Source organism: Ensifer sp. Root127 (assembly GCF_001425225.1).
Taxonomy (GTDB): Bacteria; Pseudomonadota; Alphaproteobacteria; order Rhizobiales; family Rhizobiaceae; genus Ensifer; species Ensifer canadensis.
This window is the reverse complement of the sequence record NZ_LMDX01000001.1, coordinates 1,384,263-1,405,000: the sequence shown is the minus strand read 5'-3', so window position 1 is coordinate 1,405,000 and position 20,738 is coordinate 1,384,263. Positions and strand designations below refer to the sequence as shown.

The following is a 20,738-nucleotide window of genomic DNA, read 5'->3' as shown; positions in this document are numbered from 1 at the left end:
TGCGGGGTTCCTGCGGTCAGACGGAAAGACCCCGTGCACCTTTACTATAGCTTTACACTGGCATTCGTGTCGGCATGTGTAGGATAGGTGGTAGGCTTTGAAGCAGGGACGCCAGTTCTTGTGGAGCCATCCTTGAAATACCACCCTTATCGTCATGGATGTCTAACCGCGGTCCGTTATCCGGATCCGGGACAGTGTATGGTGGGTAGTTTGACTGGGGCGGTCGCCTCCGAAAGAGTAACGGAGGCGCGCGATGGTGGGCTCAGACCGGTCGGAAATCGGTCGTCGAGTGCAATGGCATAAGCCCGCCTGACTGCGAGACTGACAAGTCGAGCAGAGACGAAAGTCGGTCATAGTGATCCGGTGGTCCCGCGTGGAAGGGCCATCGCTCAACGGATAAAAGGTACGCCGGGGATAACAGGCTGATGACCCCCAAGAGTCCATATCGACGGGGTTGTTTGGCACCTCGATGTCGGCTCATCGCATCCTGGGGCTGGAGCAGGTCCCAAGGGTTTGGCTGTTCGCCAATTAAAGCGGTACGTGAGCTGGGTTCAGAACGTCGTGAGACAGTTCGGTCCCTATCTGCCGTGGGTGTAGGAATATTGACAGGATCTGTCCCTAGTACGAGAGGACCGGGATGGACATATCTCTGGTGGACCTGTTGTCCTGCCAAGGGCATAGCAGGGTAGCTATATATGGAATGGATAACCGCTGAAGGCATCTAAGCGGGAAACCAACCTGAAAACGAGTATTCCCTTGAGAACCGTGGAAGACTACCACGTTGATAGGCTGGGTGTGGAAGTGCGGCAACGCATGAAGCTTACCAGTACTAATCGTTCGATTGGCTTGATCGTTCCCATTGCTCATGCTCATCATTGATGAGCGACGTGTTCAAAACAAAACGAGGCGGTTTATCCTCCTCACCAGCTTCTCATTCGGTTTGCCCCAGCTAAGGGCAAATCTTGCGCTTTGCCGACCTGGTGGTTCTGGCGGGGTGGCTGCACCCGTTCCCATTCCGAACACGGCCGTGAAACGCCCCAGCGCCGATGGTACTTCGTCTTAAGACGCGGGAGAGTAGGTCGCTGCCAGGTCTGCAAAACGCAAGATAAAAAAACCGCCGCTCCCCTTCGAGGCATAGCCGAGAAGGACAAGGCAGCGGCGAAAACAAACCGAAAATCTTCTCTGAACAAACGCTCGGCCAAGCCGAAACGCAAGGGCCGCCTACAAGCGGCCTTTTTGCTTRGSTAAAATCAGAACGTCCCTTACGCGAGACAAATCCGTCGGATTTGCTCGGCACAGACCGTAAATCCCAAARGGATTTACCTTATCGCGATAAACCGCACAGCGGTTTACGCACCGGATAANAACCGCATAGCGGTTTACCGAGATGGCGCGGGGTGGAGCAGCCCGGTAGCTCGTCAGGCTCATAACCTGAAGGCCGCAGGTTCAAATCCTGCCCCCGCAACCAAATCAAACAAAAAACCCGCGAGACCGAAAGGTCCGCGGGCTTTTTGGCGTTCAGGGGCAAAGAAAACAAAACCGGCTAACCGCCAAGCGCGCCCAGAACAAAGTCCAGGACCTTCGGTCTAAGAAGACGATGGCCCACGATGGCCCACGGCAGCCTGCAATATGCAACGAAGGCCTACAGTCCGCTATCTCTGGTTTGCCCTCATCCGCCAGAGATAGGCCATGCCCTTTTCAAGCATGCGGAAACGACTCCGCAAGGCAGCATTCGGCGAAAAACTTCGCTTGGTCGTGCAATTTGGCCTTGCAGCTCTAGTCACTAGAGGTCGTAGCCTTGCGTCAAGATATGCAAGGAGCAGGTCATGGCAGCAAATATTCGCGAAAACCGATATCGGGTCGAAGGCATGGATTGTGCTTCCTGCGCATCGAAGATCGACACCGCCGTCAGGCGCATGCCTGGTGTTGAAGATGTCTCGGTTTCCGTTGCCGCGGGCACGATGTCGGTCAAGCATGCCGACGACGGCGATCTTGCCGCGAATATCGTCAGCCGGGTCGGAAAGCTCGGTTACCGGCTGCATCCGATTGCCGCCCACCAGAAGCCCGCGGTTGTCGCCATACACACTTGCTCGGGCGATCACGACCATGACCATCCTCACGATCACGATCACGATCACGATCATGGGCACGGCGACAAGCATGAGAAGCACGCGCATACCAACGACCACGAACATCAGCACAGCCACACCGCGGCCGGGGCAGCTTCATCGCAGCAGCCCAGTTCCCATGCCCATGATCACGGGCCAACGAACGGCCCCTGGTGGCGCTCGGCCAAGGGCCGGCTGACCATCGCCTGTGGTCTGGCTCTGGCCGCCGCCTATGGCCTTGGGCATCTTGTTCCGGCCACCGAGCCCTGGATCTTCACGCTTGCCATGCTGGTCGGCCTGCTGCCGATTGCGCGGCGCGCCTTCGCAGCGGCGACCTCGGGCACGCCGTTCTCGATCGAGATGCTGATGACCATTGCGGCGGTGGGTGCCGTCTTTATCGGCGCGACGGAGGAAGCGGCGATGGTCGTGCTGCTCTTCCTCGTCGGCGAACTGCTGGAAGGCGTCGCCGCCGGCAATGCGCGGGCCAGCATTCAATCGCTGACGGCGCTCGTGCCGAAGTCGGCCTATCTCGAGCGCAGCGGTCGGGTCGATGAGGTCCCGGCGGATAGCCTGGCGGTCGGCGCCGTCATTCTCGTCCGACCCGGCGACCGCGTTCCGGCCGATGGCATCATCCTCTCTGGCGAAAGCGCCGTCGACGAGGCACCGGTCACTGGTGAAAGCACGCCGGTGCACAAGGCAGTGGATGATGCGCTTGTCGCCGGAACGGTGAATGGCGACGGGGCCTTGCGCGTACGCGTCACGGCTGCGGCCTCGGACAATACCATTGCCCGAATCGTGCGGCTCGTCGAGGAGGCGCAGGAGAGCAAGGCGCCGACCGAACGCTTTATCGATCGCTTCTCGCGCTACTATACACCGGCCGTCGTTGTTGTCGCCGCCCTGGTCGCGATCCTTCCGCCACTTCTGGGCAGCGGCGTCTGGAGCGAGTGGGTCTACAAGGGGTTGGCGATCCTGCTGATCGGCTGCCCCTGCGCCTTGGTGATCTCGACTCCGGCTGCGATCGCCGCCAGCCTTTCGGCCGGTGCCCGCCGCGGCCTGCTCCTGAAGGGCGGCGCCGTGCTTGAAAATGTCGGCAAGATCACCGCCGCAGCATTCGACAAGACAGGTACGCTCACCGAAGGCAAACCGCGGGTGACTGATATCGTCGGCTTCGCCCGCGCCGAGAACGAGGTGCTGGGCTTGGCCGCAGCTCTTGAGCAGGGATCGAGCCATCCTCTGGCACGGGCAATCCTGCAGCGCGCCGACGAGCTGAAACTGCAGGTCCCGGGCATCACGACGGTCAAGGCTATCGGCGGCAAGGGTCTTGAAGGCGTCGTTGGCGCCGCCACCCTGTTCCTCGGCTCGCCCCACGCTGCCGATGACCGCGTGCCGATGTCGCCTGATCAGAAGGCGCGCATTGCGGCTCTGAACGACGAGGGCAAGACGGTCTCGGTGCTGATCTCCGGCAATGAGATTATCGGCGCCATCGCCATGCGTGATGAGCCGCGCCCGGATGCGGCAGTCGGCGTCAAGGCGTTGACCGACGCCGGCATTCATGTGGTCATGCTGACTGGCGACAACCGCCGCACGGCGGAGGCGATCGGCCGTCAGTTCGGCATGGAGGTGCGCGCCGAACTGCTGCCGCAGGACAAGCAGCGCATCGTTGGAGAATTGAAGAAATCCGGCTTCAATGTTGCCAAGATCGGAGATGGCATCAATGATGCGCCGGCGCTCGCTGCAGCCGACGTCGGCATCGCCATGGGCGGCGGCACGGACGTGGCGTTGGAGACCGCCGACGCGGCGGTGTTGCACGGCAGGGTCAGCGATGTCGCCGCGATGGTCCGGCTTTCCCGCTCTACAATGCGAAACATTGTCCAGAATATCACTATTGCGCTTGGCCTGAAGGCTGTTTTCCTCGTCACCACGATTGCGGGTATCACCGGTCTGTGGCCGGCCATTCTCGCCGATACCGGCGCCACGGTGCTTGTGACCATGAATGCGCTGCGCCTGCTGCGGCCCGTCCAAACCGCTTGAAGCAAAAGCATAAAACTGAACCGGCGGCATCGAATGCCGCCGGTTTTTTGTTGCGATTACGGCCGATCTGCCTGTGTATATTCACGCTGGACTCTCATCAGCGATCCGGTGAGAGTATAAGGAGATCTCGATTGAGGGCTTCCGTGCCGGGAAATCGATGATAAACTTATACCAAATGGTAAAAAAATCGCCGGCACGGTTTCTGGGAAGAAGACCGAAGCGGGCCAGTTTGGGGATCGTAAGGCCAATATGGACAGTATTGCCATCGAACTGCGTGGGATCGACAAGAGCTTCGGTCCGGTTCACGCCAACAAGAATATCAATCTGAAAGTCCGCAAGGGTACGATCCACGGCGTCATCGGTGAAAACGGTGCGGGAAAATCGACCCTGATGTCGATCCTGTACGGCTTTTACCAGGCCGATAGCGGCGAGATTCACGTCGATGGCAAGCAGGTCTCGATCCGGGATCCGAATGCGGCGATCGCTGCCGGCATCGGCATGGTGCACCAGCACTTCATGCTGGTCGAGAACTTCACCGTTCTCGAAAACGTCATGCTCGGCGCGGAAGAGAGCCAGATCCTCAACAAGGGCATTGCCAAGGCGCGCATCGAGCTGAAGCGGCTGGAGCGCGAATACGCGCTCGAGGTCAATCCGGATGCCGTGATCGAGGAATTGCCTGTCGGCTTGCAGCAGCGCGTCGAGATCCTCAAGGCGCTCTATCGCCGGGCCGATATCCTCATTCTCGATGAGCCCACCGGCGTGTTGACGCCGGCCGAGGCCGATCATCTCTTCCGCGTTCTCGAACAGCTGAAGAGCCAGGGAAAGACCATCATTCTCATTACCCATAAGCTCAGGGAAATCATGGCGATCACCGACGAGGTTTCGGTGATGCGCCGCGGCGAGATGGTGGCAACGCGCACGACGGCGGAAACCTCGGTCGAGGAACTCGCCGAGCTGATGGTCGGCCGCCGCGTGCTGCTGCGCGTCGAAAAGGGCGAGGCCAAGCCCGGCGATGTCAAGCTTTCGGTCAACGGTCTGACCGTCAAGGACGGCCGCGGCGTCACCATGGTCGACAATGTGTCGTTCAACCTTAGGGCCGGCGAGATCGTCGGCATTGCCGGCGTCGCCGGCAATGGCCAGTCGGAACTCCTGGAGGCGATCTCCGGTATCCGCCGTGCCGTTTCCGGCGAGGTGCACCTCAATGGCAAGCCGATCGACGTCACCGGCCATGCCGACCCCAAGGAGCTGCGCGATCGTGGCCTCGCTCATGTGCCGGAAGACCGGCACCACGTCGGCCTAGTGCTGAAATTCGAGGAATGCGAAAACGCCATCCTCGGCTATCACCATGACAAGCGCTACCTCAACGGCGTCTTCCTGAATGTCGACGCCATCCGCAAGGATGCCGAGCAGCGGATCGCCGAATACGACATCCGTCCGCCGAACGCCCGGCTGAAGACCGCGAATTTCTCCGGCGGCAATCAGCAGAAGATCGTTCTCGCCCGCGAGATGGAGCGGGGGCCGGACGTGCTGATCATCGGCCAGCCCACCCGCGGCGTCGATGTCGGCGCCATCGAATTCATCCACAAACGGATCATCGAGATGCGCGACCAGGGCAAGGCTGTCCTGCTTGTTTCCGTCGAACTCGATGAGATCCGCGCCCTGTCGGACCGTATCCTGGTCATGTTTGCCGGCCGTGTCGTCGGCGAGCGCGATCCCGATGCGACCGAGGGCGAGCTGGGCCTGCTGATGGCCGGCGTCGAAGGCCGCAAGGAGGCCGCAGAATGAGCAATCCCTATGCAAAGCTTCCAGGTTGGGTCGAATACGGCCTCGTCCCGCTGGTCAATCTCGCCGTCGCGTTTCTGGTTGCCGGCCTCGTGGTTCTGCTCGTCGGCGAAAATCCGTTCGAGGCGGCCTATCACCTGATCAACGGTGCCTTCGGTCGCGGCGAATATATCGGCTTCACGCTCTACTACGCCACCACCTTCATCTTCACCGGCCTTGCGGTCGCGGTCGCATTCCATGCCGGGCTTTTCAACATCGGCGGCGAGGGCCAGGCCTATGTCGGCGGCATCGGGGTCGCGCTCGCGTGCCTCTGGCTCGACCAGACGATGCCGTGGTTTGTGGTCTTCCCGCTGGCGATCATCGGTTCGGCCGCTTTCGGCGCTGCCTGGGCGTTTCTGCCCGGCTGGCTGCAGGCCAAGCGCGGCAGCCACATCGTCATCACCACGATCATGTTCAATTTCATCGCGTCGAGCCTGATGGTCTATCTGCTGACGCGGGTGTTGAAGCCGCTCGGCTCGATGTCGCCGCAGACGCGCACCTTCGCCGAAGGCGGTCAGTTGCCCAAGCTCGATTGGCTTCTGGGGATCTTCGGGCTCGATATCGGCACGGCGCCATTCAACGTTTCGTTCCTGCTGGCCCTTGTCGCGGCCTTCGGCGTCTGGCTCCTGATCTGGCGCACCAAGCTCGGTTACGAGATGCGCACCATGGGCCACAGTCCGTCGGCCGCGCGATATGCCGGCATGAGCGAGAGCCGCATCACCGTCATCACCATGATGATCTCCGGCGCGCTTGCCGGCATGATGGCGCTCAACCCGATCATGGGTGAGCAGGGCCGCATGCAGCTTGATTTTGTCCAGGGTGCAGGCTTCGTCGGCATCGCCGTCGCCCTCATGGGCCGCTCGCATCCGGCAGGCATCATCCCGGCGGCCGTTCTCTTCGGCGTGCTCTACCAGGGTGGGGCGGAGATCTCGTTCGAAATGCCGTCGATCTCGCGCGACATGATCGTCATCATCCAGGGCCTCGTCATTCTGTTTGCTGGCGCCCTTGAAAACATGTTCCGGCCGGCGATCACCCGGTTGTTTTCCACATCCAGCCGGCGCGCCGCGGTCGTTGCCCAGACCAAGGGAGCTTGAAGCCATGGATTTCTTCCACGTCATCGTGGTGCTCCTCGAGTCCACCATCCGCGTCTCCGTTCCGCTGATCTTCGCAGCCCTCGCCGGTCTCTTCACCGAGCGTGCCGGTATCTTCGATATCGGCCTTGAAGGAAAAATGCTGGGCGCCGCCTTTGCCGCCGGCGCGGTCGCAGCGATCACCCAATCCGTCTGGCTGGGACTGCTTGCGGGCATCCTCATCTCGATCGCCCTGTCCCTTGTCCACGGCTATGCGTCGATCACCCAGCGCGGCAACCAGATCGTCTCCGGCGTTGCCATCAACTTCATCGTCGCGGGTTCCACCGTCATCCTCGGTGAGGCCTGGTTCCGTCAGGGCGGGCGCACGCCGGCACTGGCCGAAGGTGCAAGGTTCCAGACGATCACTTTTCCCTTCGCGGACGCCATTCGCGATGTTCCCTTCATCGGGCCGATCTATGCCGATCTGCTCTCCGGGCATTTCATCCTGACCTATGTGGCCTTCGCCATGGTGCCGCTCAGCTGGTGGATCCTCTACCGCACCCGCTTCGGCCTGCGGCTCCGTGCGGTCGGGGAGAACCCGGGTGCCGTCGACACCGCCGGCATTTCGGTGGTCTGGATGCGGTACCGCGCCGTCATCTGCTGCGGCATCCTGTGTGGCTTTGCCGGCGCCTACCTGTCGCTGGCGATGACCGCCGGCTTCGTCAAGGGCATGACCGCCGGCAAGGGCTACATCGCGCTTGCAGCGCTGATTTTTGCCAAATGGCGGCCATTCAACATCATGCTTGCCTGCCTGCTGTTCGGCTTCCTCGATGCGTTTGCGATCCGCCTGCAGGGCAATCCCCTGCCGCTGATCGGCCAGGTGCCGGTGCAGCTGATGCAGGCATTGCCCTATATTCTCACCGTCATCTTGCTTGCCGGCTTCATCGGCAAGGCAATCCCGCCGAAGGCCGGCGGTGTCCCCTATGTGAAGGAGCGGTAAGGCTATGGAAAACGAACTCTTCGAAGCCGCACGCGAAGCGATGGCCAAGGCGCATGCGCCCTATTCCAAGTTTCCGGTGGGCGCCGCGATCCGTGCGGAAGACGGCCATATCTACACCGGCGCCAACATTGAAAACCTCTCCTTCCCGGAAGGCTGGTGTGCCGAGACCACGGCCATCAGCCACATGGTCATGGCCGGCCAGCGCAAGATCATGGAAGTCGCCGTTATCGCCGAGAAGCTGGCGCTCTGCCCGCCTTGCGGCGGGTGCCGGCAACGGCTTGCGGAGTTTTCCGGCGCCAGCACGCGCATCTACCTCTGCGACGAGACGGGCGTGAAGAAGACGCTCGCCCTGTCCGATCTGCTACCGCACAGCTTCGAGACCGAGATCCTCGGATGAGCAGCGCTGCTGAATTCCTGAGGGGCAGGCTCGGCGGCCTGGCTCCCCGCTATGGTATTGTCCTTGGTTCAGGGCTTGGGACGCTCGTCGAAGCGGTCAGTAACCCGACACGCATTTCCTATGCCGACATCCCGGGTTTTCCCGTCAGCAGCGTTTCTGGCCATGCCGGCGAACTCGTCGCAGGTTTGCTCGGCGCCGTCCCGGTCGTCATGCTGTCCGGCCGGGTGCATTACTACGAGAGCGGCGATGCCAACGCGATGCGCGTGCCGCTGCAGACGCTGAAGAAACTCGGCGTCGAAAATCTCGTGCTCACAAACTCCGCTGGCTCGCTGCGTGATGATCTGCCGCCGGGTTCGGTCATGCGGATCTCGGATCACATCAACTTTTCCGGATTCAATCCACTGATTGGCGTCGAAAGCGACGATCGCTTCGTCGGCATGACCAACGCCTATGACACCGAGCTTGCGACGCGCATGCGGCGCGCGGCCGACCGGATGGGCATTCCGCTGCAGGACGGCGTTTACATGTGGTTCTCCGGGCCGAGCTTTGAAACGCCAGCGGAAATTCGCATGGCGCGCGTGCTCGGCGCCGATGCGGTCGGCATGTCGACCGTGCCGGAAGTCATTCTCGCGCGCTTCCTCGGCCTCAAGGTTGCTGCAGCGTCGGTGATCACCAATTTCGGCGCGGGCATGACGGGCGGCGAACTCAGCCATCACGAGACGAAGGACATGGCGCCGGTCGGCGGCAAACGCCTGGCCGCCATTCTCAAGGAGATGATTTCCACGGACGCGGCGGTTCAGTGACCATGCTTCCCCAGGAGATCATCCGCCGCAAGAGAAACGGCGAGCGCCTCGAGGCGGCAGATATCACGGGCTTCGTCCGCGGCCTTTCCGATGGTTCGATCTCGGAGGGTCAGGTCGCTGCCTTCGCTATGGCTATCTGGTTTTCGGGCATGAGCCGGGACGAGACGGTGGCGCTGACGCTCGCCATGCGCGATTCCGGCGAAACCCTCGACTGGAGCAGCATCGGCCGACCCATTGTCGACAAGCATTCCACCGGAGGCGTCGGCGACAACGTCTCGCTGATGCTTGCCCCGATAGTCGCAGCATGCGGTTTGGCCGTGCCGATGATCTCGGGACGGGGATTGGGGCACACGGGCGGCACGCTCGACAAACTCGAATCCATACCCGGCTATGATATTCAGCCGTCTGCTGCGCTATTCCGAAAGACGGTCGACGAGGTCGGCTGCGCCATCATCGGCCAGACCGCCAATCTGGCGCCCGCCGACAAGCGGCTCTACGCCATCCGTGACGTGACGGCGACCGTCGATTCAGTTCCGCTGATTACCGCATCGATCCTTTCCAAGAAGCTTGCCGCCGGGCTGCAGTCGCTGGTGCTCGACGTCAAGCTCGGCAATGGCTCGTTCATGGGCGATGCTGGCGAAGCCGAGGCACTCGCCCGGTCGCTAGTTGATGTCGCCAATGGTGCCGGCGTTCGCACGTCGGCATTGCTGACGGATATGAACGAGCCCTTGGCCGATGCGGCTGGAAACGCGCTTGAAATCCGGAACTGCGTCGCCTTTCTCAAGGGCGAGAAAAGCGGCACCCGCCTTGAAACCGTGGTCATGGCTTTCGCCGCGGAGATGCTCGTCGCGGCCGGTGTGGCAGTCGACCCGGTAGCCGGCGAAGCATTGGCGCGCACGGCGCTTGCAAACGGTGCAGCGCTTGAGCGTTTCGCCAGGATGGTTTACGCGCTCGGTGGTCCCGCCGATTTCGTCGAGCGTCCCGAACAGCACTTGGCGCCTGCCCCAGTTATCCTTCCGGTGGAAGCAGAAAGAGACGGCTATCTACAATCCTGCCGGACCCGTGACCTTGGCATGGCCGTCATCGCTCTGGGTGGCGGTCGGACACATCCGAACGACAGGATCGATCATCGGGTCGGCTTTGCCGAGCTGAAACCGTTGGGAACGCGAGTTGCCGAGGACGAACCGATCGCCTTCGTCCATGCGGCGGACGAGACCGCGGCCGAACATGCGCGGCAAGAGCTGCTGGCGCTCTATACGATCGCCGACGCTCAGCCTGAGGTGCGCTCGCCAATCCTTTCAAGGATCACCTGACCAGATGCAGCGCGCCGTTTTCGACGCGGTAGGACGATAGTCGGCCGAGGAAGCTCATGCCGACGAGCATGCCGGCAAGCGCCTTGTCGGGCAGCACCAGGGCGTCGACGTCGCGCAACGATATGCCGCCGATTTCGACCCTCGTCAGCTTGGCCCGCGCTGCATCGACATCGCCATTGGCCGTTCGAACGCGTGCGTTGAAAGTAAGCGCTCCGGCAGACAGGCCGAGCCTGCGCGCGGTCGAGACATTGATCGCGATGGTGCTGGCGCCGGTATCGACCATGCCCCGTTCGGTGCGGCCGTTGATGCGGAACGCTCCGAAGAAATGGCCCGAGCGGTCGGCTTCGAGCACCACGCCTTTTCCCGAAGCATATTTCGCCGTCGTTGCCGGAAGGGAGTTGTTCACCGCCGGTTTGTCCGTGGCGGCAGTCTCAGCGTTCGAGAGATAGGAACTCGCGAGGTCAGGAATGACCAGGGCCGCAATAGCGATACCGCCGGCGAATGTCAGCAGACGGACGAACATGGCCTGACCTCCCGCGCATCGGGCCGCAGACGCCCGCGCCGATGAAGTCCAGTAGAGCAGGGGATGGCTAATGCGATACAAAAAAGCCGCCGGTTTGCCGGCGGTTTTTCATCAATTTTGCGCTCTGGTTAAGAAACGGAAAATTACTTGGTTCCATACATGCGGTCGCCGGCATCGCCGAGCCCGGGCATGATGTAGCCGAGTTCGTTCAGGTGGCTATCGATCGACGCCGTGAAGATCGGCACATCGGGGTGGGCGGCCTGGAAATTGCGAATGCCTTCGGGCGCTGCGAGCAGGCAGAGGAAGCGCAGGTTCTTCGCGCCACGTTCCTTCAGCTTGTCGATTGCTGCGATCGAGGAGTTGCCGGTCGCAAGCATTGGATCGACGACGATGATCAGGCGCTCGGACAGGCTTTCGGGCGCCTTGAAATAATACTCTACCGGCTTCAGCGTCTCGTGGTCGCGATAGACGCCGATATGGGAAACGCGGGCCGACGGCACGAGTTCGAGCATGCCTTCAAGCAGGCCGTTGCCGGCGCGCAGGATCGAAGCGAAAACGAGCTTCTTGCCTTCGAGCACCGGTGCGTCGATCGCCTGCATCGGCGTCTCGATGCGCTCCATCGTCAGTTCCAGATCGCGCGTCACCTCGTAGCAGAGCAGCGTCGAGATTTCCCGAAGCAGCCGCCGAAAACCGGCGGTCGAGGTTTCCTTCTTGCGCATGATGGTCAGCTTGTGTTGCACAAGCGGATGATCAATCACTGTAACGCCGTCCATGGCCACCTTCCCCGAAGTTTATGTATCCGCCCTTTTTCCATGGAATGCTCCGCGGCCGCAAGGGCGTTGGGCGGCTCGTTGTGTTCATCCCCAACCGCGACCACCCGCGCTACGGCATAATTCCTTAAATCGGAATCGATTTAAGGAGAAAATTATGCAGCAAGCTTAAAGCGCTACCGCGTCCTTAACGCGTCAAATTTGACGCGCGGCGCTGTAGGTGAACGCAAGGCTCGGTCAGATTAGGGCAAGCAGTTTCTGGCGGGTCGACTCGTCGACGAAAGCCGCCTGGATCGCCGTCCTAGTCATGCTATTGATGTCGTCGTCGCCGAACCCCATCACCGAAGAAGCTATGTCATATTCCTGGGCTAGCGAAGTGTGGAAGAAGGGCGGGTCGTCGGAATTGAGCGTCACCCGCACCCCGGCGCCATGCAGCGTCCGCAAGGGGTGCGAGGCGAAGTCCGGGAAGACCTGCAGGGAAATGTTGGATCCGGGGCAGACCTCCAGAACGACGCCGTCGTCGGCAAGCCGCTTGACGAGATCGGCGTCTTCGATCGCCCGCACGCCGTGGCTGATGCGCGACGGCCTGATATGGTCGAGCGCATCGCGCACACTGAAGGCGCCGGAAAGCTCGCCTGCGTGAATGGTCAAACCCAGGCCGGCGTCACGGGCGATATCGAATGCCCGGGCAAAATCGGCGACGCGGTGCATGCGCTCCTCACCCGCCAGATTGAAGCCGGTGACCAGCGCATGGTCTCTCCTGGCGGCAAATTCGGCCGTCTTGGCGACCGATTCCGGCCCGAGATGACGGATGCCGGTTATCAGCATGCGCGATTCGATCCCGGTCTTTGCCTTGGCGGCCTCCATGCCGGCGGCAAGCCCCTCAAGATAAGCGTCGGCCCCGAGGCCGATCGTGTTGCCGTGATCCGGCGAGACGATGATCTCGCTGTAGATCGTTCCGACCTCCGCCAGTTCCGTCAGATAGGCTTCGGCCAGAAGTGCATAGTCTTCCTGCGTGCGAAACAGCGAGGCGACACTGTCGTAGCACTTCACGAAGCTGGTAAAGTCTGTCCAGACATAGGCTCGGTCGGCGATGATCTCGCTGGTGTCGAGCCCGTACTTCTCCGCCTGCAGCAGCGCCAATTCCGGCGGTGTCGCGCCCTCGATGTGGCAGTGCAGTTCCGCCTTCTTCAGATGTGCGGTCAAATGAGGCTTCTCCCATGTAGGCCGGGTGCGATCCCGAGATGTCTGGCGACCGTTTCGCCGATATGCGCAAAGGTATTGGCAACGCCGAGCGAACGGCTGCGCACAGCCGGGCCGAACATCAGCACCGGCACGCGCTCGCGCGTGTGGTCCGTTCCGCGCCAGGTCGGGTCGCAGCCATGGTCTGCCGTGAGAATGACGATATCGCCGGGTTTCAGCCGCCGGTCGAGATCGGGCAATCGTGCGTCGAAGGCTTCAAGCGCCGCGGCATAGCCGGCGACATCGCGGCGGTGGCCGAAGAGCATGTCGAAGTCGACGAAGTTGGTGAAGACGAGGTCGCCATCCTCCGCCTCGTCGATCGCCGCCAGGCTGGCGTCGAAGAGCGCCATGTTGCCGTCCGCCTTGGTCAGCTTCGTCACGCCCTGATGGGCGAAGATGTCGCCGATCTTGCCGATCGCATGCACGGTGCGCCCCGCTTGCGCCAGCCGGTCGAGGACCGTCGGCTCGGGCGGCAGCACCGAGTAGTCGCGCCGGTTGCCGGTGCGGGCAAAGGTCTGCGCGTTGTGGCCGATGAAGGGACGGGCGATAACGCGGCCGATATTGTAGTCGTCGAGCAGGCGCCGGACGACCTGGCAGAATTCTAGCAGGCGCTCCAGGCCGAAGGTGTGCTCGTGGGCGGCGATCTGAAAGACGCTGTCCGAGGAGGTGTAGCAGATCGGCTTTCCCGTTCGCATATGCTCCTCGCCGAGGCGCGCGATGATATCAGTACCGGAGGCATGGCAGTTGCCGAGAATGCCGGGAATGTCGCCCTCGCGGCAGATCGCTTCGACCAGTTCGGCGGGAAACGCGTCGCCCTCGGCCGAGAAATAGCCCCAATCGAACGTGACCGGCGTTCCGGCGATCTCCCAATGACCGGATGGCGTATCCTTGCCGCGCGAGACTTCGCTGGCAGCGCCATAGGCACCGTAGACCCGGCCCGGAACCGGCATGCCAATAGGCACGCGGCCCGTGGCCAATTTCGCCGCATGCACGAGCCCGAGCGCAGACATGTTGGGAAGGTGCAGCGGGCCTTCGCGCACACCGGCGCGATCTGCGGCGCCCGTCGCGCAAAACTCGGCGATGTGACCAAGCGTGTCGGCACCCAGGTCGCCATAGGTTTCGGCATCCGGCGCACCGCCTATACCGAAGGAATCGAGGACAAAGAGAAACGCGCGCGCCATGAAAGTTCCGGTAAGCCGAAGCGCGGGGCAGGGCCTGCGTTCCGGTGCTGCAACGAGCGCGGACGCAGATGCCGCCAGCGCAATCCCGAAGGAATACCGCCGGCGACGCCGCAATGCAATTGGCCTCGACTACAGCGCTGCGCGTCTTATTAGACGCGCAAAGGTCGCTGTAGTACTTTGAATGGCTGCATGTTTTGATCCTTAAATCGGATAGGATTTAAGGAAACATGCAGTGGCCCCGGTCAGCAATCCGGGCACTTTATGGTTTCGGCCTGGCGTGAGCGGAAATACGCGGTTTTGGACAAATCTACGGTGTTCGTGCTGGATGCAAGGCTCGGCGCGAACAGCAACAGTCCATGCTCCACGATCAGCTCCGTACGGATGACGAAGGCCGTGGTCGCCGTAAACTGGCTCGGAACGGTGGTGGTCGAGTTGACGGCATACGGCACCGCGCCGTTTTGGTCGCGCGACCAGACGACGGTTCCCGTGTTCGTTCCGCTGACCTCGATGCCGGTAATCTTGAGCGTGTATTTTGAACCTTCGTACGGGGCAAGGATGCTTTTCACCACATTCGACATGTTTCCCAAATAGGTCTTGTTGACCTCGCTTTGCTGGGAAACCAGATCGGCAACGGCGCTGGCGGCACGCGCAGCCTTGCCGGCTACGGTAAAGCCGAGCGATAATTCGAATGCGCCGACGTAAATCATGATCAGCAGCGGCGTGACGATGGCAAATTCGACACCGCCAAGCCCGCCCCGGTCTTTGAGCAGCGAGCGGAAGCTTGCGAAGGTCAGGCGGATTGCCGTCATCCAGTGCATCGCTAAAGTCTTCACGACGCGCCTCACTCGTTTTCTGTGCGGAAAGTGGTTGTGGAAACCATGAGATAGTCTTTAGGCATGCTGGATCCGGCCGGGCGCAGGTTGGTCACAAATGGCCTGATGAGATCGGTCATCACACTCCAGCGATAATACGCGCGCATGACGTTGAAGGAGCCGGGTCCGCCCGGCGCAAACTTCAGGTCGGCTGTCTTGAGATCCGACGACGACGACGAGGGGTCCATTCGCGGGATGAGCACCGGGAATTTGGTGAGATCGGTGACACTTCTGACGTCGATATAGAGCTTCGAGGCTTGGGCAGCCTCCGTCGCCGAGCACGTCAACATCACCGAGATTTCCTCGCAGAATGCCTGGCGAAACTTTGTCTCGTCCATATCAGTCGCCGTCTTGCCACGGTTGAAGGTGATCTCGCCGGTCCGGATCTTTCGCGCCATCGTTTCCGTGGCGTTTGCCAGCAGCTGGTCGCCGTAGAAGGCGGCGAATGTTTCGATGGAGGCGAAAATCACCATAAAGAAGGGAAGAGCCAGTATCGCGAACTCAATGCTCGCGGTGCCCTTTCTGTCGCGCCGGAAACGCCTCAATAAGCCCCTTGTGGGCTTTGCGGCCTTTTGGGGCTGCAGTGTTTCCTGCTCGATGCTCATCGCGCCGTCCCATCATGTTACGCCTGACGGAGACACAAAGTAGGGAGTAACTATTGATATTTCGTTGGCGATAATCGCGGGTATTTTAGTGAATTTCCAGTGTTTCTCGCAGTTTGCTCAGCTCCCACCACTTGCGGTTTTGCGCTCCACATGCCGCTCGCAACTTGGCGTACAGGAAAGGACTGTGCGCGACGTCTGTCGATAGACGCGCAGAGTGTTTGCTTCGTCGATCGACACGAGAATTTGCTCGTCGACGATGGCGTTTCCGTCCTGATCGAGGATGACAAGATTCGTCGTGCCGAAGCTGCGGCCGGTAATGACGATCGTGCGGGCGTCGGCCACCGTCGCATCTGCAACTTCCGCGTTGCCGATGATGACTTTGGCGACCGGCCGGTCGAGCTTGAGCACCCGTGCATGGTCCATGTAGACGCGCATCATATCGTCCTGCGCGCTTGCGGCCGACGCCGCCATCAGCGAAAGCATGCCGAGGATCGTGAGTGTCAGCGTGGCGGTCCGGTTGGCCGCGAGGGGCAAAATCATGGCAGGTCCCTGAGATGGCATTCGCCCCATCATCGGCACTCTTGGTGAATGAATCGTTAAGTCGGGTCGGCGCATCCTAAGCCGGCACATTTCCTATTCGCTTACCCAAAAATCAGCGGTGGGCCGTTAATCTTTTGGTAGCTGTCTTCCTTAAGCCGATAGCAATTCGCCAGGACTAGGTTGAGCTCATCCGATCAACGGCAACAGTTGGCGGACGTGCTGAACAACAATCGTGAAGTTAGGAGAATCATCATGAAGAAGATTTTTGCCCGTCTGATGAAGGACGAGTCCGGCGCAACCGCCATCGAATACGGCCTGATCGCCGCTCTGATTTCGGTTGCGCTTATCGGTGGAGCGACGGCGTTGGGCGACAAGCTGAACACGCAGTTCACCAACCTCGGCTCGTACATGAAGGTTACCCCGGCTCCTTGATCACTGCCTCTTTCTCTGAGGGCAAGGCGAGGTTCCGCCGGCGATCAGCTTAAAGTGCGGGGCCGCCCTCCAGTGGGGCGGCCTTATCTTTGCTGCAAGCAGCAAAATGGACTTTTGTGTGCTGGCTGGAAGGCCAGGAAACGTATTCCGCAAACGATGGAACGTCGCAGTGGCGAATTTATGAGTTCCACTCGAGGAGACGACCGGTGATCGTGGCTGCTATCTTCGTAGTTTTTCCGTTTTGTCTGGCGTTGTCCGCTTTCTCCGACGCCTTTACGATGACGATTCCAAATCGGGTGCCGATCGTTCTGATTGCGACCTTCACCATCGTTGCGCCCCTTGCTGGGCTCGGCATCCCGGAAATCGCGCTCCACATTGCCACAGCCCTTACCGTATTCGGCTTATGCTTCTGTCTCTTTGCACTCGGAACCATGGGTGGCGGTGACGCCAAACTTCTGACCGCTTGCGCCCTATGGTTTGGGGCCAACAGTTCGCTATTGGAATTCTTGCTTTCAGTCTCACTGTTTGGCGGCGTGTTGACCGTTGCGATCCTGTTCCTCAGGGCGCATGAAGATTTCATCCTGCCCTCGCGAATTCCGATGCCGCGGCTATTGTTTACGGCCACAAAGATTCCATACGGGATAGCGATCGCGGCCGGCGGTTTTGTTGCCTACCCCTCGTCACCATTGGTGCGAATGGCGTTATCCAGTCTCCATTGAACTGGCGATCCGAGTTTTGACATGTGCCGCCGCAAGTGTTCGCCACGTGCAGTAAGCGGCCTATGCCGACGGTAGGCGATTATTAACCATACCCGTAAGCGGCTTATTAACTATAATTACACCAATTCCTGATCAACCTGACGCCAGCATATCTGCGGGGCTCAGAAACGATCATGAAACCGGTTCGCATCATCATACTGGCGGTGGCCGTCGCCTCGGCGGCGATGGCCGGGTTGTTGGCGATGAAGCTGACCCGTGGTCCCTCGCCACAAATGGCGGAGCCACTGATCGAGCGAGCGCCGACCGTCAATGTCCTTGTTGCGAGCAAGAGCTTGCCCGTCGGGTCGCGCTTAGGTGGCGATGCGGTCCATTGGATGGCATGGCCCAAGGACGGTGTCGTCGAGGGGCTCATCACCGAAGAAAATCGTCCCTCTGCCATTGAAGATCTGACCGGCGCAGTCGTTCGCCTGCCGATCTTTAACGGCGAGCCCGTGCGCAGCGAGAAGGTCGCGGACTCCTCCAGCCGAATCATGTCGTCGCTATTGCCTGCTGGCAAGCGCGCCGTTGCCACAGAGATCACCGTGGCGACCGGCGCCGGCGGCTTCATCCTGCCCAATGACCGCGTCGACGTCATCATGGTCCGTAAATCGGACGGCGATCTCTACCTGACGGAAACCGTGCTCAGCAATGTTCGCGTGCTGGCGATCGATCAGCAGGTCGAGGAGAAGGATGACGGCTCAAAATCCGTTGTCGGTACCACGGCGACGCTGGAACTGACGCCGGATCAATCAAAGGTCATGACTGTCGCGCAGCAAATGGCTGAACGCATCTCACTTGCCCTTCGCAGTGTCGCGGATGCTCAAGAATCCGATACGAACGCTGCGGATTACCTTCTGAGTGGCGATGGCCAGCCCAGCATCCAGGTCATCAAGTCGGGCTCGATCGTCAAGAACGACGGTGCCATCAGCCAAGGCCAGCAACAATGAGCGATCGAGCGGAGCGCAGGGTGAAGCGGAGCGGGAACAAATTTCGGACGTCTGTTGCAGCCGGTCTGTCGTTTTGCCTGACATTCTCGGGCATGGCGCTGCCAACGCTCCCGTTCGCCCATGCGGCCGCCTCGTCGGTCGTCAGGATCGTTGAAAGCGGGCCCGGGGTGAAGAAGAAGATCAGCCTGGGGCTGAACAAGGCCGTCGTCGTCGATCTACCGGCCGATGCCCATGATATTCTCGTCGCCGACCCATCGCTCGCCGATGCCGTCACGCGCACGTCCAGGCGTATCTATCTCTTTGGAAAATCCGTTGGGCAGACCAACATTTTTGTCTTCGGGCCGAATGGCGAAGAGATCGTCAGTCTTGACGTCGAGGTTGAGCGCGACATCGCCAATCTGCAGTCAAACCTGCGTCGTTTCATTCCCGATGCCGAAATCAACGTTGAGATCATCTCCGACAACATCGTGCTGACGGGTACCGTGCGCACACCGCTCGATTCGACGCGAGCCGTCGATCTCGCCAAGGCCTTCCTGCAGGGCGGTGAAGCGACGACACGCAACATCACTGCGCAGGGAAACAATGGTGATGCCGATATCTTTGCCGAGGATCGGCAGGTCTCGCAGATTGTCAACCTGTTGACCATCGAAGGTGACGATCAGGTCACGCTGAAGGTGACGGTTGCCGAAGTGAGCCGCCAGGTCTTGAAGCAATTGGGCTTCAACGGGCGTGTAGGAGACGGCGAGAGCGGTATCGGCTTCCGCAATCCTGCAAACCTCGGTGATGCGATCAGTGTCGGCGCAAACGCGCTGATCAAGGGATCCATCGGCGGAACGACGATCTCGAGCTACATCAATGCGATGGAGCAAGCCGGTGTCATGCGCACACTGGCCGAACCCACCTTGACGGCAATTTCGGGACAAGAGGCCAATTTCTATGTCGGCGGGGAATTTCGGCTCGGCGGCACCCAGGAAGTCAAGGTCGACGACAAAACCGGCGACCCAACGGTTACGCGTGAGATCAACGACGTCGAATATGGAATTCGCCTGAACTTCAAGCCGGTCGTCCTGGGACCGGGCCGTATCAGTCTGCAGATCGAAACCAACGTTTCCGAGCCGACCTATGAGGGCTCGATCGTCACCGGCAACGGCTTCACCTCTGTCCCTGGCAACACCTTCCTCGGCATCCGCAGGCGCGAGGCGTCGACCAGTGTCGAGCTTCCCTCGGGCGGCTCTATCGTCATCGCCGGCCTCGTGCAGGACAATATCCGTCAGGCAATGTCCGGCCTGCCGGGTGCATCGAAAATCCCGGTCCTCGGAACGCTCTTCCGCAGCAAGGATTTCGTGCGCAACGAAACCGAACTTGTCATCATTGCGACGCCCTACCTCGTGCGCCCGGTTGCCAGAAGCGCGATCGCCAGGCCCGACGACAATTTCAACCCTGCCAATGATCTCGACAGCTTCTTCCTTGGTCGCGTGAACCGCATCTACGGGCGCCCGGAAGCATCCGCACCGGCGGGTCAGTACCATGGCAATGTTGGCTTCATCTACAAATAGGGCTGGGTCATGCAAACGCGAAGCAGCTTCCACGAGAATTCTGAAAGGCCGAGTGCCATGTCCCTCAACAGATCCGGAGTTCCCGTCCGTCATTTGCGGCGTGCTGCAATCCTCCTCGTGGCTGCCGGGCTGCTTGTCGGCTGCGGCACCAAGGATAATCTTTCGACGGGCTCTATCCCCGATGATTACCGGACACGGCATCCGATCGTGCTTGCCGAGGGCGAGCGTACGATCGATATCCCCATTGCCTCCGGTGACCGTCGGCTGACGCAAGGCACGCGCGACGTCATCAGCGGCTTTGGTGCCGATTATCGCAATTCATCGACCGGTGTCGTCCAGATCATGCTGCCGCGTGGCTCGGCAAACAGCCACGCCGCGCAGGCCATGCGCAAGGAGATCCGCGGCGTTCTCGTCGCCGCCGGCGTTCCCGCGAAGCGACTGATCGAGGCCGGCTACGAGGCCGGTCCCATGGGTGATGCCGCTCCGGTTCGCTTGAGCTATGTGGCGATCACCGCCCAGACCGGTCCCTGTGGCGAGTGGCCGGAGGACGTTGCACTCAACACGATCCAGAACCGCAACTACTATAATTTCGGCTGCGCGTCGCAATCCAATCTGGCGGCCCAGATCTCCAATCCGACCGATCTGCTCGGCCCGCGCCAGATGTCGCCGATCGATGCGGAGCAGCGCGGCCAGGTCATCACGGACTGGCGCGGAACCGAAAAGAGTGACGGACCCGTCATCATCGTCAATTGATATCGTTGGGATCAGC

19 protein-coding genes, 1 tRNA gene and 2 rRNA genes (1 of these 22 only partly in view) are annotated in these 20,738 nt (G+C 60.8%); 15 read left to right on the top strand and 7 right to left on the bottom strand.

Features of this window, described 5'->3' with window-relative positions; all coding sequences use genetic code 11:
- The 10 genes from ASD03_RS06710 to deoA all read left to right on the top strand — a co-directional run.
- Positions 1-854, top strand: a 23S ribosomal RNA gene (locus ASD03_RS06710) (it extends 1,942 nt beyond the left edge of the window).
- Between the two features lie 122 nt (positions 855-976).
- A 5S ribosomal RNA gene (rrf, locus tag ASD03_RS06705) occupies positions 977-1,091 on the top strand.
- A gap of 300 nt (positions 1,092-1,391) precedes the next feature.
- Positions 1,392-1,468: transfer RNA gene (locus ASD03_RS06700), tRNA-Met, on the top strand.
- 358 nt (positions 1,469-1,826) lie between these two features.
- Positions 1,827-4,139 (top strand): heavy metal translocating P-type ATPase, encoded by a 2,313-nt coding sequence (locus tag ASD03_RS06695; protein ID WP_025425375.1) that lies wholly within the window; start codon positions 1,827-1,829, stop codon positions 4,137-4,139.
- A 249-nt stretch (positions 4,140-4,388) separates the two neighbouring features.
- Entirely contained in the window at positions 4,389-5,924 is a 1,536-nt protein-coding gene (locus tag ASD03_RS06690; RefSeq protein WP_025425376.1) for an ABC transporter ATP-binding protein, read from the top strand.
- On the top strand, positions 5,921-7,054 hold the full coding sequence (locus ASD03_RS06685; RefSeq protein WP_025425377.1) for an ABC transporter permease: 1,134 nt from the start codon (positions 5,921-5,923) through the stop codon (positions 7,052-7,054). Before ASD03_RS06690 ends, ASD03_RS06685 begins: the two co-directional genes overlap by 4 nt.
- Before the next feature lie 4 nt (positions 7,055-7,058).
- A complete protein-coding gene (locus ASD03_RS06680) occupies positions 7,059-8,030 on the top strand; it encodes an ABC transporter permease (RefSeq protein ID WP_057204426.1) in 972 nt (323 codons plus the stop codon).
- Positions 8,031-8,034: 4 nt separating this feature from the next.
- Positions 8,035-8,427 (top strand): cytidine deaminase, encoded by a 393-nt coding sequence (locus ASD03_RS06675; RefSeq protein WP_025425379.1) that lies wholly within the window; start codon positions 8,035-8,037, stop codon positions 8,425-8,427.
- Positions 8,424-9,230 (top strand): purine-nucleoside phosphorylase, encoded by an 807-nt coding sequence (locus ASD03_RS06670; protein WP_025425380.1) that lies wholly within the window; start codon positions 8,424-8,426, stop codon positions 9,228-9,230. The genes ASD03_RS06675 and ASD03_RS06670 overlap by 4 nt, the downstream gene beginning before the upstream one ends.
- Positions 9,227-10,543 (top strand): thymidine phosphorylase, encoded by a 1,317-nt coding sequence (gene deoA, locus ASD03_RS06665; RefSeq protein WP_025425381.1) that lies wholly within the window; start codon positions 9,227-9,229, stop codon positions 10,541-10,543. The genes ASD03_RS06670 and deoA overlap by 4 nt, the downstream gene beginning before the upstream one ends.
- On the opposite strand, the gene ASD03_RS06660 is transcribed toward deoA, so the two are convergent.
- The 7 genes from ASD03_RS06660 to ASD03_RS06630 form a co-directional block, all read right to left on the bottom strand.
- Positions 10,536-11,066, bottom strand: a complete 531-nt coding sequence (locus tag ASD03_RS06660) for a TIGR02281 family clan AA aspartic protease (RefSeq protein ID WP_025425382.1) — start codon at positions 11,064-11,066, stop codon at positions 10,536-10,538. The two genes, deoA and ASD03_RS06660, sit on opposite strands and share 8 nt — an antisense overlap.
- Before the next feature lie 143 nt (positions 11,067-11,209).
- Positions 11,210-11,839 (bottom strand): uracil phosphoribosyltransferase, encoded by a 630-nt coding sequence (upp, locus tag ASD03_RS06655; protein ID WP_025425383.1) that lies wholly within the window; start codon positions 11,837-11,839, stop codon positions 11,210-11,212.
- A gap of 234 nt (positions 11,840-12,073) precedes the next feature.
- A complete protein-coding gene (locus ASD03_RS06650) occupies positions 12,074-13,042 on the bottom strand; it encodes an adenosine deaminase (RefSeq protein WP_025425384.1) in 969 nt (322 codons plus the stop codon).
- Positions 13,039-14,259 carry a phosphopentomutase gene (locus ASD03_RS06645; protein ID WP_025425385.1) on the bottom strand — a complete coding sequence of 407 codons (1,221 nt, stop codon included), beginning with the start codon at positions 14,257-14,259 and terminating at the stop codon, positions 13,039-13,041. Before ASD03_RS06645 ends, ASD03_RS06650 begins: the two co-directional genes overlap by 4 nt.
- Before the next feature lie 242 nt (positions 14,260-14,501).
- On the bottom strand, positions 14,502-15,077 hold the full coding sequence (locus ASD03_RS06640) for a TadE/TadG family type IV pilus assembly protein (protein ID WP_025425386.1): 576 nt from the start codon (positions 15,075-15,077) through the stop codon (positions 14,502-14,504).
- A 23-nt stretch (positions 15,078-15,100) separates the two neighbouring features.
- Positions 15,101-15,736 carry a TadE/TadG family type IV pilus assembly protein gene (locus ASD03_RS06635; RefSeq protein ID WP_025425387.1) on the bottom strand — a complete coding sequence of 212 codons (636 nt, stop codon included), beginning with the start codon at positions 15,734-15,736 and terminating at the stop codon, positions 15,101-15,103.
- Between the two features lie 117 nt (positions 15,737-15,853).
- Positions 15,854-16,276, bottom strand: coding sequence for a pilus assembly protein N-terminal domain-containing protein (locus ASD03_RS06630; protein ID WP_025425388.1), 423 nt, complete (start codon positions 16,274-16,276; stop codon positions 15,854-15,856).
- A gap of 252 nt (positions 16,277-16,528) precedes the next feature.
- Here ASD03_RS06630 and ASD03_RS06625 point away from each other — a divergent pair, with 252 nt between their 5' ends.
- The 5 genes from ASD03_RS06625 (at position 16,529) to ASD03_RS06605 (ending at position 20,722) form a co-directional block, all read left to right on the top strand.
- Positions 16,529-16,708, top strand: coding sequence for a Flp family type IVb pilin (locus tag ASD03_RS06625; RefSeq protein ID WP_025425389.1), 180 nt, complete (start codon positions 16,529-16,531; stop codon positions 16,706-16,708).
- A 206-nt stretch (positions 16,709-16,914) separates the two neighbouring features.
- Positions 16,915-17,427 carry a prepilin peptidase gene (locus ASD03_RS06620; RefSeq protein WP_025425390.1) on the top strand — a complete coding sequence of 171 codons (513 nt, stop codon included), beginning with the start codon at positions 16,915-16,917 and terminating at the stop codon, positions 17,425-17,427.
- 173 nt (positions 17,428-17,600) lie between these two features.
- Entirely contained in the window at positions 17,601-18,413 is an 813-nt protein-coding gene (cpaB, locus tag ASD03_RS06615; protein ID WP_025425391.1) for a Flp pilus assembly protein CpaB, read from the top strand.
- Positions 18,410-19,969, top strand: a complete 1,560-nt coding sequence (locus tag ASD03_RS06610) for a type II and III secretion system protein family protein (protein ID WP_051509142.1) — start codon at positions 18,410-18,412, stop codon at positions 19,967-19,969. Before cpaB ends, ASD03_RS06610 begins: the two co-directional genes overlap by 4 nt.
- A 57-nt stretch (positions 19,970-20,026) precedes the next feature.
- Positions 20,027-20,722, top strand: a complete 696-nt coding sequence (locus tag ASD03_RS06605) for a CpaD family pilus assembly protein (protein WP_025425393.1) — start codon at positions 20,027-20,029, stop codon at positions 20,720-20,722.
- The last annotated feature ends 16 nt before the right edge of the window (positions 20,723-20,738 follow it).